At 56.2% G+C, this 15,866-nt stretch carries 14 protein-coding genes and 1 pseudogene; 6 read left to right on the forward strand and 9 right to left on the reverse strand.

Going from position 1 to position 15,866, the window contains the following annotated elements; all coding sequences use genetic code 11:
* From B2590_RS14555 to B2590_RS14570, 4 genes and pseudogenes are all read left to right on the forward strand, one after another.
* Positions 1-391 (forward strand): annotated as a pseudogene (locus B2590_RS14555) (hypothetical protein); the annotation flags it as partial.
* 54 nt (positions 392-445) lie between these two features.
* Entirely contained in the window at positions 446-1,066 is a 621-nt protein-coding gene (locus tag B2590_RS14560) for a type IV toxin-antitoxin system AbiEi family antitoxin domain-containing protein (RefSeq protein ID WP_286811604.1), read from the forward strand.
* 47 nt (positions 1,067-1,113) lie between these two features.
* A complete protein-coding gene (locus B2590_RS14565; RefSeq protein WP_286811603.1) occupies positions 1,114-2,019 on the forward strand; it encodes a nucleotidyl transferase AbiEii/AbiGii toxin family protein in 906 nt (301 codons plus the stop codon).
* The gene (locus B2590_RS14570; protein ID WP_286811602.1) at positions 2,012-5,281 is read left to right on the forward strand and encodes a type I restriction endonuclease subunit R; all 3,270 of its coding nucleotides are present in this window, start codon (positions 2,012-2,014) and stop codon (positions 5,279-5,281) included. The genes B2590_RS14565 and B2590_RS14570 overlap by 8 nt, the downstream gene beginning before the upstream one ends.
* A 21-nt stretch (positions 5,282-5,302) precedes the next feature.
* On the opposite strand, the gene B2590_RS14575 is transcribed toward B2590_RS14570, so the two are convergent.
* The 7 genes from B2590_RS14575 to B2590_RS14605 all read right to left on the reverse strand — a co-directional run bounded on the left by B2590_RS14575 (position 5,303) and on the right by B2590_RS14605 (position 9,830).
* The gene (locus B2590_RS14575) at positions 5,303-5,740 is read right to left on the reverse strand and encodes a hypothetical protein (protein WP_286811601.1); all 438 of its coding nucleotides are present in this window, start codon (positions 5,738-5,740) and stop codon (positions 5,303-5,305) included.
* A gap of 145 nt (positions 5,741-5,885) precedes the next feature.
* Positions 5,886-6,332: a hypothetical protein gene (locus B2590_RS14580; RefSeq protein ID WP_286811600.1), complete on the reverse strand. Its 447-nt coding sequence runs from the start codon at positions 6,330-6,332 to the stop codon at positions 5,886-5,888.
* Positions 6,333-6,778: 446 nt separating this feature from the next.
* Positions 6,779-7,297 carry an Hcp family type VI secretion system effector gene (locus tag B2590_RS14585; RefSeq protein WP_007155157.1) on the reverse strand — a complete coding sequence of 173 codons (519 nt, stop codon included), beginning with the start codon at positions 7,295-7,297 and terminating at the stop codon, positions 6,779-6,781.
* Positions 7,298-7,494: 197 nt separating this feature from the next.
* Complete coding sequence (locus tag B2590_RS14590) at positions 7,495-8,235, reverse strand: energy transducer TonB (RefSeq protein WP_286811598.1); 741 nt, start codon at positions 8,233-8,235, stop codon at positions 7,495-7,497.
* On the reverse strand, positions 8,235-8,645 hold the full coding sequence (locus B2590_RS14595; RefSeq protein WP_036202004.1) for an ExbD/TolR family protein: 411 nt from the start codon (positions 8,643-8,645) through the stop codon (positions 8,235-8,237). The genes B2590_RS14590 and B2590_RS14595 overlap by 1 nt, the downstream gene beginning before the upstream one ends.
* Entirely contained in the window at positions 8,642-9,043 is a 402-nt protein-coding gene (locus B2590_RS14600) for an ExbD/TolR family protein (protein WP_036202007.1), read from the reverse strand. Before B2590_RS14600 ends, B2590_RS14595 begins: the two co-directional genes overlap by 4 nt.
* Positions 9,030-9,830 (reverse strand): MotA/TolQ/ExbB proton channel family protein, encoded by an 801-nt coding sequence (locus B2590_RS14605; RefSeq protein WP_269399961.1) that lies wholly within the window; start codon positions 9,828-9,830, stop codon positions 9,030-9,032. The genes B2590_RS14600 and B2590_RS14605 overlap by 14 nt, the downstream gene beginning before the upstream one ends.
* A gap of 217 nt (positions 9,831-10,047) precedes the next feature.
* Here B2590_RS14605 and B2590_RS14610 point away from each other — a divergent pair, with 217 nt between their 5' ends.
* Complete coding sequence (locus B2590_RS14610) at positions 10,048-12,402, forward strand: sensor domain-containing diguanylate cyclase (RefSeq protein ID WP_286811605.1); 2,355 nt, start codon at positions 10,048-10,050, stop codon at positions 12,400-12,402.
* On the opposite strand, the gene B2590_RS14615 is transcribed toward B2590_RS14610, so the two are convergent.
* Positions 12,403-13,167, reverse strand: coding sequence for a sulfite exporter TauE/SafE family protein (locus B2590_RS14615; protein WP_041335677.1), 765 nt, complete (start codon positions 13,165-13,167; stop codon positions 12,403-12,405). It abuts the gene before it with no gap.
* Positions 13,168-13,181: 14 nt separating this feature from the next.
* Positions 13,182-14,300: a hypothetical protein gene (locus tag B2590_RS14620; protein WP_286811597.1), complete on the reverse strand. Its 1,119-nt coding sequence runs from the start codon at positions 14,298-14,300 to the stop codon at positions 13,182-13,184.
* 52 nt (positions 14,301-14,352) lie between these two features.
* Between B2590_RS14620 and B2590_RS14625 the strand changes: the two genes are divergently transcribed.
* Positions 14,353-15,840 carry an amidase gene (locus tag B2590_RS14625; RefSeq protein WP_286811596.1) on the forward strand — a complete coding sequence of 496 codons (1,488 nt, stop codon included), beginning with the start codon at positions 14,353-14,355 and terminating at the stop codon, positions 15,838-15,840.
* The last annotated feature ends 26 nt before the right edge of the window (positions 15,841-15,866 follow it).

The following is a 15,866-nucleotide window of genomic DNA, read 5'->3' on the forward strand; positions in this document are numbered from 1 at the left end:
ACACAATTTGGTTTACAGGCTCTTTTACCCAATCGATACTGTTTATTATGTGGAGTCTGATCTTAGCGATCACTTCCTATATTACCTCCTGCATTCCGTTAACTTCATTAATAACGATGCAGCCGTACCGGGTTTGAATCGAAAACAAGCCTATTCAAACGAAGTGTTGGTTTCGAAGAGCGGATTGATCGAGCAATTCGAAGAGCTGGTGAAGCCTCTTTACGATCAGAAAAAATCGTTGATCAAAATGAACGACAACCTAGAGAAAACGAAGAACCAACTCCTCCCCCGCCTGATCTCCGGCAAACTCTCCGTGGAAAACCTGGATATTCAGTTGCCACCCTCCATGCAGAGTGATCAGCCGGATAGAGCCGACGAAGCCGCCGCTTGAACCTTATACGCTAATCAGACAAACTGTCACCAGATATCAATAAGTGGTGACGGTTTGTCTGACTCCGGCTCTGCCCGATCATCCCGGGCACAACTCCAAACCCTGTTTCGCCAGCACGGCGGACAGCTTCGCCTGAGTGAAGCGCTGGCCCGGGGTTTTAGTCGGTATCAGTTCTATGAGCTCCGGGACGAGGGGCTGATTGAGCCGGTCAGCCGTGGTCTGTACCGGCTGGCAGACCTGCCTCCGATAGAAAACCCGGACCTGGTGGCTGCCGCTACTCGGTTCCCGAATGCGGTGCTTTGCCTGACTTCCGCGCTGGACTGGCACGGCATCACCACGCAGATTCCCCACCAGGTGCATCTGGCTGTCGAGCGGGATGCCCGCCTCCCGGTTTTGGATTACCCGCCGGTGGCCGGGTACCGGTTCTCCGGGCGGGCTTTTAGCGCAGGCATTGAACAGGTGGATGTGGATGGCATTACCCTGAACGTCTACAGCCCGGAAAAAACCCTGGCGGACTGTTTCAAGTTCCGGAACCGCATCGGTATGGATGTGGTGCTGGAGGCTCTGGAGCTTTACCGAACCCGCAAAACTTTCCTTCCGGGTAAGCTGATGGAATACGCCAGAATTTGCCGGGTCGCCAATGTGATGGCCCCCTATGTCGAAGCCAGGCTTTGAATGGAATCAGTCCATCAACGGAATAACCAAAGTGAAAGGAGATCACGATGGCCAAAAACACCGGCGCGTCCGTTCGTCAGAAACTGTTGAATAAAGCCCGGGAAGAAAAGCGCCCCTTTCAGGAGTTGCTGCAGTATTACGCCATGGAGCGGTTTCTGTATCGGCTCAGCCAGTCCCACCACAGCGGCTGCTTTACCCTGAAGGGTGCGCTGATGCTATGGGCAATGCAGGGGCCGACCAGCCGACCGACCCGGGATATCGATATGCTGGGCCAGACCAGCAATGAACCAGAGGCTATTCTGGCTCAGGTGCGAGAAATCATTGCGGCTGAGGTGGTCGATGACGGCCTGCGTTTTGATCCGGATACCCTGAAGGCAGAGGCCATTACCGAAGATGCGGACTACCAGGGGCTGAGAGTGACCTTCACTGGTTTTCTCGACAGTGCGAGGGTTCCGATGCAACTGGATGTCGGTTTCGGCGACCCTATATTTCCGTTTCCCTCCTGGCTGGAGTTTCCAACCTTACTGGATTTTCCCGCTGCACGGATCAAGTGTTACACGCCGGAGTCGTCCATTGCCGAGAAGTTCCAGGCGATGGTCAATCTTGGCGAGCTGAACAGTCGCATGAAGGACTTTTACGACATCTGGTTGCTCTCGCGTCAGCACGCGTTCCGGTTGGAAAATCTCAAGGGGGCGGTTGAGCGCACCTTTCGAAAGCGGGGGACGGAAATTCCTGAAACCACTCCCTTTTCTGCCGCTTTTATAGACACCAAGCAGCCACAGTGGCAGGCTTTCCGTAAACGCCTTGGCCAGGATCATGTGCCAGAGGCATTTTCGGAGGTTGTAGAGGCGGTGGTTGAATTCCTCAGTCCTGTGATGGCGAGCAGAGCCGCGGACGCCCCCAGGGAAATCTGGCACCCACCCGGTCCATGGAGTCGGCAGGCCGATGGCTAGTTTTATTTCGGAAGACAACATTGAGCAGGCGCTGTTGCAGCGCCTCCAGCACATTCACGGTTTTAATGTGCTGGACTGCTATACCGCAAAGCCGGAAGATCTGAATGATGGCTCTCACCGTGCCGACAAACGGGATGTGATTTTTCCGGCTGAGTTGAAAACTGCCTGTCTTGAACTGAATCCCGCCATTCCCGAAAGCAAGATTGATGAAGCCGTTGAGCATGTGATGGAACGACGGGCAGCTATGTCCCCGATTGCCGCCAACCGGGAGCTCTACGACCTGATCCGGGACGGTGTGTCGGTGCAGTTTGATGATGACCGAGGCATTAAACAGCATGAAAAAATACGGCTGGTCCATTTTGACGACCCGAAACAAAACCGCTGGCTGGCGGTCTCCCAGCTATGGATCAAGTCAGTGGCTCAGGCCCCGAAGGCTGCCTACCGTCGCCCGGATGTAATCCTGTATGTCAACGGGCTGCCTCTGGTGTTTATCGAGCTGAAAAACTCCAATGTGCGGCTGCGAAATGCCTTCGAGGATAACCTGCGCAGTTACCGGCATGACATCCCCCAACTATTCCACTGCAACGCATTCTGTGTCCTGTCCAACGCCCTGGAAACCCGAGTGGGCAGCTTCACTGCTGGCTGGGAGCATTTCTTCAACTGGTTCCGGGTGGAGAGCGAGAAGGAGGCGATAAACCGCAAGGAAATTACGGAACAGGCTGCCAGCCTTGAGCATGCTGCCGATGGCCTTTGCGAAAAGGCTCGCCTGCTGGATTACGTCGAGAACTTCATCCTGTTCCATAAGGGCGAAACCAAGATCATTGCTCAGAACCACCAGTTTTTGGGTGTGAACAATGCCTATGAGCGTTTCCTGAACCGCCGGGAACACGAAGGCAAGCTGGGGGTGTTCTGGCACACCCAGGGCTCGGGCAAAAGTTTTTCAATGATTTTCTACGCCCGTAAGATTTTTCGAAAAGCCACGGGTAATTTCAGCTTTGTGGTGGTGACTGATCGCCAGGATCTGGACGGACAGATCTACCGGAACTTTCTCAATACGGAGACGGTTCGCAAAGAAGATGCTGCGCAACCGGCCAACGCTGAGGAAATGCGGAAGTTTCTGGGGCAGAACAAGAAAGTGGTGTTCACCCTGATTCAGAAATTCCGGTACGACAAAGGGCGCAAGTACCCCCGACTATTTGACCCGGACAAGGAAAACCGGGAAATCATCGTGATGGTGGATGAGGCCCATCGCACCCAGTACAAGAATCTTGCAGAGAACATGCGGGCAGGCCTGAAGGGTGCCCACTTCCTTGCCTTCACTGGCACGCCATTGCTGGGGCGCGACCGCAAGACCAACAGTTGGTTCGGCGATTATGTGTCCGAGTATAACTTCCAGCAGGCCATGGAGGACAATGCGACGGTGCCGCTGTTCTACGAGAAGCGTGTGCCGAAGGTGCTGATTCAGAACGATGATCTGGGAGACGAGTTCTACGAGTTACTGGAAGACGAAAACCTGGACGAGGCCCAGCAGGAAAAGCTGGAGAAAAAGTACGCCCGAGAACTGGAAGTGATCAAACGGGACGACCGGCTGGATACCATTGCCCGGGACATTGTGTACCACTTCCCACGCCGCGGTTATCTAGGCAAAGGGATGGTCATCACTCTGGATAAATTTACGGCCGTGCGCATGTACGACAAGGTACAGCAGCATTGGAAAGCTGAGCAGAAGCGCTTGCTGAAGCTAACCAAAGAGTCTGGCAACGAGGTGGAGAAAGCCCGCTTCAAGAAGATCCGGGATTATATGAAAACAGTCGAGATGGCCGTAGTCATCAGTGACCCGAAATCCGATGAGGAAAAGTTCGAGAAACAGGGGCTGGACATCAAGCCCCACATCAAGCGGCTGGATCAACTTGATGAACAGATGCACGACGTTGAGTATAACTTCAAAGACCCGGAGAACCCCCTGCAACTGGTGTTTGTGTGTGCCATGTGGCTGACGGGGTTTGATGCACCCACTGTGTCCACGCTTTACCTCGACAAGCCCATGAAGGGCCATAGCCTTATGCAAACCATCGCCCGGGCCAACCGGGTGGCGTCTTATCGGGTCAAGGGCCACAGCGGTGATCTGGTCGAGAAGAAAAACGGTGAAATCGTCGATTACTACAACGTGTTCCGCAACATGCGCAAGGCTCTGAAAGACTATGCGCAGGGTGCGGATGACGAGGAACAGCCGGTTCAGGAAAAGTCAGAGCTGTTTGAATTGCTGGATGATGCCGTTGCCCAAACGCTGGAATTCTGCCGAGAGCGGGATATTGAGTTGAATTCGGTGTTTGAGAAACAGGACACCTTCAAGAACATCGGTTTCTTCAACAAGGCGGCGGATACGTTACTAAGCAACGAAGACTGGCGGAAGCAGTTCAATGTCTATGAGAACACAGTGACCGCGCTTTACGAGGCGTGCAAACCAGAGATTTTCCAACAGCACGACAATCAGCGCATTGCGGCTATCCAGTACCTTCGCGGTGTGGTGGACGCGCTTGTGGAGCAGGCGGACATCGATGAAGTCAGCCAGAAGATCTCCGAGCTACTGGATGAAAGCGTGGTGGTGGATAACGCCGAGTCATTTAACATCAAGGAGCACCGCGCGGAATATGAGATAGTCCAAAAAGGACAGGGTTGGGATCTGAGCAAGATTAACTACGACAAGCTTCGGGAAGATTTCAAAAGGGCGGAGTATAAACACATTGAAATTGCAGAGCTTCGGGCATTTATTGAGGATAAGCTTCGTCAGCTTTTGGAGCAGAATCATACTCGCACTGATTTTGCCCAGCGGCTTCAGGAAATCATCGACAAGTACAACTCCGGCAGCTCATCCGCCGATGCTTACTATGAGGACCTTGTCCAGTACGTTGGCAATCTTCGAGAGGAGTCCGAGCGGCATATCCGAGAGGGGCTGAACGAAGATGAGCTGGAAATCTACGACCTGTTGAAGAAAGACAAGCTCACGAAGGTAGAAGAACAGAAGGTCAAATTAGCTGCAAAGGATTTGATTATCCGTTTGCTGGAAGGTCATCCCAAAGTGTTGGTGCAGGATTGGTGGAAGGACGGACAGACTCAGCGGGCGGTCAAGGCTGCCATTGAAGAAGTCTTGGATAAGGATTTGCCGGAAAGTTATGACCGGGTGGCGTTCAAGGAGAAGTGCGATAACGTTTTTGAGCTGGTGGTGGAGTTCGCTGCCAATGGCCGGAAATGGGTTGCATAAGTCTGATGCCTCGGAAACGTCTCAGATGCCAGACGAGATTGTCTTTGCCACGTCTTCAAACGTGTCCTCTGGAAAGCTGAATATAAGAACGGAACTTGGGTTTTCTGCATTTATGAGGTAGCCCGTCTTATAGTTACGAACCTCTGCTGAAAACCCTGTAAAACCGGGATATATCCCAAGCGTTTGAGTTTCGACGGATTCAGACTCTGAGGCCGATTTTAGGATGTTAATGAACTCAGATGTCGACGGGGCATCCGACGGAATGGGCTCCACGCGAATGAACCCGAGCGCCTTTCCATCATTGAATAGCGTTATGTCATTGTTGTCGATGCGGACGGCATCGAATAAGTTTGAGCTGACCGATACAGCGTAATCCTGGCTAGGTGAGAACGATATCGACTGAGTTGATGCACAACCGGTGAGAAAAAGGGCTACGATGAGGGAACCGGGGAGTTTCATTATACTCATGCTTCCTTGGTTATCTCAGAGAGGCTTCCAGCAAACCCCTGAATTGTAACCCGCGAGTTAATTTGCAGGTAAAACTGATTTCGACTGCCCCCTGCTGAAAGGCTTGCCCGCTGCTCGAATTGCCGACTTCCGGATGTCATCTTATAGCGATTGATGATAAGACCTCATCAAAAAGATCCTCTTTGACACTAATGGTGATCCAGGATTCGTTATTGTTAGCTACTGCGATAAACGCGGTGGTATAACCGCGGAAAGTGGATGCAAAACCATAGGCGCCATCAGGCAATTGCAGCTCGGTTGGCGCTCCAGGGCCCTTTTGTGCCTCTACAAATCCTTGTTTCACCTCGCCGATAGCCGTTTTGGACTGTGGGTTGGTCTCTACGGTCATTATTGTGCCGACTAGATCGGAGCCCTCCCATAACTGCATTTCGGAAGGTTGAACTTCTATTGCGTCGAACCTGTCACTGTTAAGCGTAAAGCTGGTGTTGGGAGCGGCACGGAACTCAACGGGGTGACTGCTGAACGAAGCGCAGCCGGAAATAAAAACCACTATCAGGATAAGGCTAACTACAAGCCGTGCCATTTCGGAGATCCTCTATCGGTCTAAGGAGTCAAGAATAACAGGTTTGAACTGCGCAGCACGGAAACGCGCGCACATCATGTTGACTCGCACGTTTTCCAATAAAAAGGGTTCGCCCGATTTTCTAATAACTCTCAAAGCCCACTTTCTGAGTTTGCTCGCTGGCATCAACACGTCTTGTGGGGAGGGTACGGCGTCTACCCAGGTACTGCAGTCAGCTGTTTCTGACAGTAGTTCCACAATTGTGGTGAGGGTTTCATCCGTGATTGAGGAGTTCGTGAACTTCCGGGCATAGATCCGCCCAAAGAATGTGGTGATTATCGCCTGGATAATGTCCACGTCGTTCTGAGTGAGAGATTCGCTCAATTTTCTTCATCCTTGAAGCCAGAAAGCGAAACGCCAGACAGCTTGGGCTGTCCGGCGCTACGTTCTTTACGATTACGAGGGGCTTAGCCTTCGATCGGCGAACGCCAGTCGTCCGCACCGGAAGTACCGGCAACAGCGTGTTCCCAGGTCACTTTACGGTAGGACAGGGACGCCGTTACCAACTGGGTGAAGTCAGCGCTGGCGGCATCCTGGCAGTGCGGCATGTTGCACTGGATGTCGATGATGGTGGCATCTTCCAGGATGGTGGAGAAGAAGTGCTCCTGCTTGCCTTCAACAGAGGTGCGGTACCACTTCAGCTCAACCTTCGGCAGCATTTCGCCAGAAGCCAGGGCGTTGTACATAAGCGGGGTTGCTTTGTTCAGCGCGGAGGTGAACTTGAACGGCTTGTGAACGCGCTGACCGGAAGGCTGACCGGACTGGGGGTCAGTCGGAACGGTGACAACGTGGCTGAATTCCTGAACCAGCACTTCGTCTTCGTGACCTTCAACGTAGATGTTGCCTACGGAGTCGGAGGTGAATGCGCCGGCGGTGATGTTGCCCTGAGTTTGGCCTTCGATGCTGATATAACAAGGAGTTGGCATAGTCTGCTCCATGACGTGTGAATGAGTAAATGTCCCCAGGTTTTCCCTGGACACTTAATAGTTAACAAACGTCGTGCCAGAAATATAAACTTCATAAATAACAATGAGTAACGGATTTTCTGTCAGAGTTGAGAGACTGTGTGGGCAATTGGTTGCTGGCTGCGAGGCGATATTTTGCTGGGTGAGCAATAAATTGCTCAGCGCAGGTTGAAGCGAACCGGAAGGGCGTAGGTGAAGGTGTTACCTTTCATGGATTCCGGTACCTCCGGCAGGGGTTCGGCATCCTTGAGCATGTCCAGGGCGGCGTCATCCAGCAGTGCGTGGTCCGACGAGGTACGCAGGGAGTGGTGCACCAGGGTGCCGTCGCGGCTGAACTCGAAAACCACGACAGGCGAACCTTCCTGGCCCAGGCGGCGTGCACGGCGTGGGTATTCATAGAACTGGCTCAGGTGACGGCTCAGTTCCGTGAGGTAGCGGTCCACGTCGGAGGATTCGCCGGCACTGAGCTCCACCTGTTTGTTTAGGCTTTCTTCCTCGGCGGTATTTTCAGTGACGTCTTCGGCGACCTCATCGTTCTTGGGAGCATCGACCTGGGTAACCGGCTCTGGTTTGGGTTCCGGTGTTGGCTCGGGTTCCGGCACCGGCTCGGGTTTTGGCTCAGGCTCAGGCTCAGGCTCAGGTTCGGGTTCTGGCTCAGGTTCTGGCTCCGGCTCCGGCTCAGGTTCTGGCTCCGGCTCAGGAGGTTGTTCCTGAACTTTGGGTTTGGGCTCTGGAGTGCCGGCCAGGGAGATTTTTATGGCTGGAGCGGAATTGACAGCGGCATCCCCCAGCGGCTTCAGTTCCGGGATCCGTTCGGGCGCGGCGATGACCACCGCGATGGCGGTGATGACGATGGAAGCGACCAGGAGCAGACTGCGGACGGTTTTGCTGGCACCCATCAACTGGCGGGCTCCGTCAGCAGAATCACTTCACGGTAGCCGCTTTCTTCCAGCACGCGCAGAAGCGACTCCAGGTCGGACATGGCAATGTCCCGCTCCGCGGCAATTTTCAGCGGGGATTCATCGTCCGGCGCGGGTAGTGCCTTCGGCAGGTGTTGCGACGGCACGGTAAGGCCGTCCACTTTCCACTCCCCCGCCGCCGTCACGACGAGGTCCGCATGCGGCTGCTCGCTGCCTGCCTGCTCTCCACTGCCGGGAAGGTCCGGCAGGGGGGTGTCTGATAATTGCCCGGCCACGATAAAGAACATTAACAGCAGGAATACCAGGTTGATAAGCGGCAGCAGGGCATCCTCCAGGCGCTCCATCAAGGATTTTCCCGAGGTAACGGGTGGTGGAACAAGATCCGTCATGGTTGTGCGGCAGCCTGCGGGGAACGTTTCCAGTGGGTGGTAATGCCACTGTCCGAGAGTTGGCTGTAGGCCTGGGTAAAGTCAGTCAGTTGCGTGGCAGCGTCCGTCGCCAGATTGATCTCACCCACACCGCTGGCCCTGAGCCTCTCGGTAAGCGCCTCTATCGTGTAGGTCTCGCCCTGCCAAAGGGCCTGACCATCGCGTTGGATGACGACTTCGGGGATCGGCTCGCCCGTTACGGAGTGGGTGTCGCCCGTGCTGTTACTCACCTCCATGAAACTGACCGGCAGCAACCGGCTGGTAAGCATGAAGAACACCAGCAGGATAAAGACCACGTCAATCAGTGGGGTTATGCGGATCGGAATCGGGCGCGCCGGACGCGGTTCAACCAGTTGCATTGGCCAGGCGACCCTGATGCTCGTCCCCGGAATACTCCACAACGCGCCCGGTCCTGGTGCCGGTGGCCGGTGCCGACTCATCGTGGGTCTCCAACGCCGATTCGCTTTCCGTTGTGGCGACGGGGACCGAGAGAATGGTAACCAGTGCGCTATTGATGGTTTTCTGGATACGCCGCAGGCGGAATTCAATCCAGGCGGCCAGTGCGGCAAACGGAATGGCGATAACCAGGCCGGCCGCAGTTGTGGTGAGTGCTTCGTAGATGCCGCCGCTTAGCTGGGAGGCATTGGCGCGCCCTTCGGTGGCGGCCATGGCTCCAAACGCCTCCATCATGCCCAGAACGGTGCCTAAAAGGCCCAACAACGGTGCCAGCGCGGCAATCACTTCGATGATTTTGAGCGGTGCCTCGAACGGCTCGAGGGCTTCATGGGCGTCCCTGGCGACGGACTCCCGAATCTGCTGGGGATCGGTGCCGGCATTGCGGGCGTTCATGGTGTTGACGATCAAGTGGTGCAGTGGGTTCAGTCGGGCGTATCGGCCAGCGGACCGTTGCAGGTCTTCCGCCACGTTGCCGTCAGGCCTTTGTTGCCATTTTGTAATGGCCTTTTTAAGTTTGGCAGTAAACCTGGGGGCAAAAAAAGTGCCGAATAACATGAGGTAAAGAAAGGTGACAACACCTGCCAGGGCAATCGCCAGCAACACAATCATGACGGGGCCGCCCATTTCCAGCAGCTGACTGACCGGGCCGGCGCTGATTCCGGTGGCGTCGGCGAGCAGGGACTCGGACATTGGGGAAACCTCAGTTAAGAAAATAGGTCTAAATAGTAACGATTATCATTGAAATTGCAAGTTCTGTAACCTGCTGAAACCCGAGTCTCTGTTAGACTTACCAATATTAAATCCTCCAGTAATCGACACGTTATCCAGTGAAAAACAGATATTTAGCATTAAGGGACGTCAACCCGAACCTATCCTGCGTCCATGAAGCGGGAGCCACTCCGCTGTGATGATAAGACGCTGGCTAGCAAGCCTGGTTAATCGTGCTGTTGCCTTTGTCATCCTGGCCATCGTGCTGGCTGCTCTGGCGGTGGCCGTGGTCAGTTCTCTGGTGGGACGCTCGGAACTGGCGGGGCAGACAAGGGAGCAGGTGGAGACCATCGCGGAACTGGTTGCCGGCGATCTTGATGCACGCCTGGCCCAGCGCCGGGATACCCTGACCCATGTCGCGGAAGGATTCACCATGGAAGAGGTGGTGCTGCGTTCCCGCTCCCGCCTTCTCATCCGTCGCGAGATTGCGCTGCAACATATGTTCGACGGGATCTACGTATTTGATGCCAGTGGCAAGGTCATTGCCGAGTATCCGCAAAGCTTCGAGCAGACGGGGTTGGATGTCAGCGGCCGTGAGTATTTTCGACAGACCTCAAGCCAACTCACCTCCATTATCAGTGACCCTTATGTGTCGAATTACCTGGAGCGGCCCGCCGTTATGATGACAGCGCCGATTTTCGATCATCGTCAACGGTTTATTGGCGTGCTGGGAGGGGCGGTTTTTCTCGACGGCGACAACTTCATGGAAGACACCAGCGCTGTGAGTATCGGCAAAACCGGCTATGTCAGCATTGCCACACGTACCGGTGTAACCCTGGGCCACGGTCGTACCGGTGAAACCATGGTGCCGCTCAGGCTTGAAAACGAGGCCCACAAGAAGGCCATGGCGGGTTTTGAAGGCACTGTGCAGACGCATGACCAGGAAGGCACCGAAACCATCACCTCGGTACGCCAAATGTCACAGGTGCCCTGGTTTGTGGCCGCGGTGTGGCCTTTGAAAGAGGCCTATGCGCCGCTCAGCCGCTTGACGGACAGCTTTGCGCAGACGCTCCTGATCGTGATTCTGATCGTGGCGCCCTTGGCGCTGGTGGTGTTTCGTCGGTTGATGGCGCCCATGCGAAATCTGGGGTTCCAGATCAGTGAGCGCCATCTGGGGATACGGACCGAGCCGGTGGACGTTCTGGGAGGCACGGAAATCCGTCAGGTTGCGGAGACCTTCAACACTGTGATGGAAGAGCGTGACGAAGTGCTGTCTTCCCTGGCCGAGCGCGAGGCGTTTTTCCGCTCGCTTACCCAGAGTGCGCCGATCGGCATTATCCAGACCGATGTTCTGGGCAGGATTGAATTCGTTAACCCGGCGTTTGAGCGGATCATCGGAGTCAGCTCCAATGATCTCCAGCATACTCCCCTGATTCAAGGTGTTTACGAAGAGGACCGGCCTGGCACGGTTGAAGCGTGGCGGGAGGCTCTGCGCAGCAAAACAGTGTTCCGAGGGCGATTCCGCCTGAAAAGCCGCTCCGGAGATGAAGTGGTTTGGGCGGATGCCATGACGTCGGTGATTGAGACGGAGGAACGTTCGCTGGGTACCATCACCGTGGTCAGGGACATCACCCACGAACTGGAGATCGAGGCGGAGCTGGCCGAGCAACAGAAACGTGCAGACAGTATTCTGGGCGTATTGCAGGAAGGTGTGCTGATGGTGGATGCCGAAGGCATTATCCGATACTCCAACCAGGCCGCGTGCGGGTTCCTTGGATTGGCCGAAAACGGCGAGCAGCAGAATTTTTTCACGCTGGTATCGATTGAAGACGAGAACCATCGCTGGGAAGCAGATGATTTTCTGCGCAGTGCCGATGTGGATAGCCTGTATGCCACCCTGCGAAACAGGGCGGGCCAACTCTTCGATATAGACCTGGCAATGCTTCATCTTCGCCGGGAAAGCCATAATCACCGTATGGTATTCGTGATCCGGGACGACAGCGCCCGCCGTCGCGAAGAAGAGCGATTGTCCTGGGAAGCGACCCACGACAGCCTGACGGGCTTGCTCAATCGTCGGGCGTTCAATTCTTCCCTGGTCAAATGCCTGACGGATACCAACAAGAAAACGGCGGCCAGCGTTCTGATGCTGATCGACCTGGACTACTTCAAGCCCGTCAACGACGAAGGCGGGCACTTGCTGGGAGATGATTTGCTGGGGCGACTATCGGACCTGCTCACGCAGTCCGTGCGCCAGTCGGACACGGTGGCACGTCTTGGTGGCGATGAATTCGGTATTATCCTGCCTGCCTGTGGTCAGCCGCGCGCTGTCGAGCTTGCCGAGAAAATCCGGGCCGGTATTGAAGCCTTGCGTATAGAGCAGGACGGCAGGACGTTTGGAGTGACTGCCAGCATCGGCCTGACCGAGATGGGTGTCGCGGATACAGGGCCCCGGGAAGTCGTTGCGCGTGCTGACGAAGGCACCTACGCCGCCAAGGCCCAGGGGCGAAATCGTGTGGTGACGGTGCCCTTACCGTCACGGCAGAAGCCGGATTGATCACCACCACCCCGCAGAGCTGCCCGCCTGCCACAGCAAGCGTAGAGCGAGCAGGGTCAGAAGAACGTTGAACACGCGGCTGAAGTGCCGATTGCTCAGGGACTTGAGCACGTGGAGCCCCAGCCAGGTGCCGGCAAAACCAAAGCCGATCATGGCCAGTATGAACATCAGCCAGTCGCGGAAAACGAAACCAGCGAGTCCAAAAACCAACGCCTTGGGTGCGTGCTGGAGCGTCATCGCCGTGGCGAATGTCGCGACGGTGGTGAAACGCTCGGTGTGCATCTGCTTGATGAAGGAGGCCACCAGGGGACCGGTTGCGCCCACAAACAGGGAAATGAAACTGGTTAACGCAGAGGCAAGAAAGATCCCGATGCTGCCGAAGGCTCCCTTTGGCAGAGCGGGGCCCCAGCACAGGTAAAGCACGAAAGCGCCAATGGTCAGTTGCCACAGATAGGGCGGCAGGTCGATCAGCAACCAGGCGCCAAGCCCCGCTCCGACCAGTACCCCTGGTGCGAAGGCTGCAATGGCTTTCCAGTCGGTGTGCTGCCAGGTCAGTGTGGCTCGCCCGGCGTTGGAACCCAACTGGATCATACCGTGAACCGGTATGATCGCCGCCGGTGGTATCCAGAACGCCATCAATACCAGCAGCAGAACCCCGCCCCCGGCGCCAAGGCTGGCGGTAATCATCGACGTAATGACAGAGCTCAGCAGCAGGAAAACGGCCGTTGCGGTGTTCAGGCCTTCCGGGATGAACGTCAGTTCCAAGGCGGGCTCCGGGTTTATTGGCAGAAGCGGGTATCAGCGAGTCGCGCGGTTTTACACAGCGCCTCGGTGGCGAGTTGAACATCCGCCACATAATACAGCGAAGCCAGCCCGAAGCGATCCCGCCCCAAATTGTGGAACACCATGCCAAAGGCAATGTCTCCCGCACTGAATCGCTCATGCTCCTGGGCAAAATAAATCGCAGGCTTCGACAGTGTCTCATCCTCCAGCAGGGACTGAACGCGGCTGGCACCGCCGTGATAAGCCTGGACCAGAAGCAGCGTAAAAAGCTGATCCCCTTTATCATCGGGCAGGTGACCGAAGCGCGCCTCGAAGGGCGGCCTGAGGTTGCGGGCATTCTGATCCATCAGTTTGAGGGCGCAATCAATCTGTGCTAACCGGTGCCAGTGATTGGCGGGTTTGATCCGGCAGTCGTTAAGCGCCGAGGGTGAGAGCTGAAGGATGCCTTTGGCGTTGGCGGCAGAGTGCGCCCTTTGCTGGCCGCTGCTCTCGATCAATACCTGGCCGCCGAGGTACTTGGGCAGGCTCACCGGCAGATCGAGGCGTTGCTGCTGCTCACGCAGGCTATAAACGTACATCAGTGCCTCGTGGAGTGGCTGTGGTGCTTCCTGAGAGGCGAACGACAGATCGTCCCAGGCACCCCAAATCAGTTCCGAAGGCAGGGTGCCAAGGTAGCGTGCCACGGCTTCATCCAGGTTGACGTGTGGCTGTCGACAGGACAGGGCGAAGGGGTATCCGGTCTTGTCGGGGCCGCCCGGGGTCCAGTCGTCAGCGCGCCCAGAGGCTGCCAGAGAGGCTCTGGTATCGTTCAGACGAACCTGGGTGGCTTCGCGGTCCGAGCCATCGTCGATGTAGCCAAGGAATTGGCCGCGCATATCGAACAGGATATGCCGATCGGGGTTACTGCAGTAACCGGACTCCTTCAATACCCAGCGGCGGATGGTTGTGATGTTCTGGTAAACCCCCTGGCTTGACCAGTAGGGTGAGCTGCGAACAACGCTGGTCCAGTTCTCGGCAGGTTCCGGCGGTTTTTTACTCGCTTGCGAAGTGGACGCGATAACAGATGTGACTATTATAACGACAGCAAGAAAGTGACGCTTGAAGCTCATGTTCATAAATACCGGTTTCCCCAATCTCCCGAAAACAGAATAACAAACGGAATCGATCATGAAGCAATCCGAATACCTCCGATACGACGCGGTAGCGCTTGCCGACCTGATTCGCCGCGGAGAAGTCGCGGCCAGCGAAATCTGTGAGGCCGCCATTGAGCGTGCGGCCACGGTGAATGGCAAGCTCAACGCCATCTGCCACCCTCAGTTCTCCGATGCGCTGAGCCAGGCGTCTACACCGGATAGTACCTTCTCGGGCGTTCCTATGCTGCTTAAAGATCTGGCCCAGGAACAGCAAGGTCAGCCCTGTACCTACGGCAGCCGGGCGTTGAAGAAGAACATCGCGTCCCGGGATTCGGAGTTTGTACGCCGTGCACGGGCTGCGGGCCTGGTATTCCTGGGCCGCACCGCAACGCCGGAGTTCGGGCTGAAGGCTGTCACCGAATCAAAACTCTGGGGTGCCTGCCGTAATCCATGGGATACGGATCGGACACCGGGTGGTTCCAGTGGCGGCTCCGGTGCTGCGGTGGCGGCGGGTATCGTACCCATGGCGGGAGCCAATGACGGTGGCGGTTCGATTAGAATTCCGGCGGCCTACAACGGGCTGTTCGGGCTGAAACCGTCGCGCGGTCGTATTTCCTCCGGCCCCTCGGTGGGTGAGGCATGGACGGGCGCCTCGATCGATCACGTGGTCACCCGCACGGTTCGAGACAGCGCCGCCATGCTGGACGTGCTGGCTGGCCCTGCGGTGGGAGATCCCTTTACCATCGCCCCGCCAGCTGCCCCTTATGCCAAGCTGATGCAGCGGGCGCCACGCAGTCTCAAGATTGGTGTTTTTACCTCATCGCCCTACGAAACCGAGGTGGCAAGGGAGTGTGTGGATGCCGTTGAAGAAACTGCGCGCACTCTGGAAAACCTGGGGCACCGGGTGGAGTATGCGCGTCCGGAATTCGACGGCATGGCCCTCGCCCGCTGTTATCTGGGGCTGTATTTCGGGGAAGTGTCCACGCTGATGGACCGCGCGAAAACCGAGTTTGGAGCCCGCGATGACGACTTCGAACTGGATACTCGCCTGATTGGTATGTTGGGGCGGACCATGCCACTACCGGACTACGTGCGCCGTCGCCAGCAGTGGAACGATTTTGCCCGCGCCCTGGGGACCTTCTTTGAAGGTTACGACATGTACCTGTGCCCGACGGCTGGCCAGTTACCGGCGAAGATTGGCGAACTGGATACCCCTTCCCATCTGCAGATGGCTGCCCGGCTGATGTTGCTGCTGAAAGCCGGCAAGTTGGTACACCGCAGTGGGCAAGTCGACCAGATGGCTATGGAAAGCCTGGCCCGCACGCCCTTTACCCAGCTTGCCAACCTTACCGGCACGCCTGCGATGTCTGTCCCGCTCGCCTGGACAGCCGCCGGGTTGCCGGTGGGGGTGCAGTTTGGCGCTCCGCACGGAGACGAAGGCACCCTACTTCAGCTGGCGGCACAACTGGAAGAGGCCAACCCGTGGTTTGGGCGCTACGAGTTGCTGGAAGCGATGATCTGAAGCCACGCAAAGAAACAATAAATAAC

Origin of the sequence: Marinobacter sp. UBA3604, assembly GCF_002375325.1 — a bacterium.
In the GTDB taxonomy this organism is placed as follows: Bacteria; Pseudomonadota; Gammaproteobacteria; order Pseudomonadales; family Oleiphilaceae; genus Marinobacter; species Marinobacter salarius.

Coding starts and splice junctions, on each gene's coding strand:
- B2590_RS14565 (WP_286811603.1), top strand. CDS start 1,114: ATGGCCAAAAACACCGGCGCGTCCGTTCGTCAGAAACTGTTGAATAAA.
- B2590_RS14570 (WP_286811602.1), top strand. CDS start 2,012: ATGGCTAGTTTTATTTCGGAAGACAACATTGAGCAGGCGCTGTTGCAG.
- B2590_RS14575 (WP_286811601.1), bottom strand. CDS start 5,740: ATGAAACTCCCCGGTTCCCTCATCGTAGCCCTTTTTCTCACCGGTTGT.
- B2590_RS14580 (WP_286811600.1), bottom strand. CDS start 6,332: ATGGCACGGCTTGTAGTTAGCCTTATCCTGATAGTGGTTTTTATTTCC.
- B2590_RS14585 (WP_007155157.1), bottom strand. CDS start 7,297: ATGCCAACTCCTTGTTATATCAGCATCGAAGGCCAAACTCAGGGCAAC.
- B2590_RS14590 (WP_286811598.1), bottom strand. CDS start 8,235: ATGGGTGCCAGCAAAACCGTCCGCAGTCTGCTCCTGGTCGCTTCCATC.
- B2590_RS14595 (WP_036202004.1), bottom strand. CDS start 8,645: ATGACGGATCTTGTTCCACCACCCGTTACCTCGGGAAAATCCTTGATG.
- B2590_RS14600 (WP_036202007.1), bottom strand. CDS start 9,043: ATGCAACTGGTTGAACCGCGTCCGGCGCGCCCGATTCCGATCCGCATA.
- B2590_RS14605 (WP_269399961.1), bottom strand. CDS start 9,830: ATGTCCGAGTCCCTGCTCGCCGACGCCACCGGAATCAGCGCCGGCCCG.
- B2590_RS14610 (WP_286811605.1), top strand. CDS start 10,048: ATGATAAGACGCTGGCTAGCAAGCCTGGTTAATCGTGCTGTTGCCTTT.
- B2590_RS14620 (WP_286811597.1), bottom strand. CDS start 14,300: ATGAACATGAGCTTCAAGCGTCACTTTCTTGCTGTCGTTATAATAGTC.
- B2590_RS14625 (WP_286811596.1), top strand. CDS start 14,353: ATGAAGCAATCCGAATACCTCCGATACGACGCGGTAGCGCTTGCCGAC.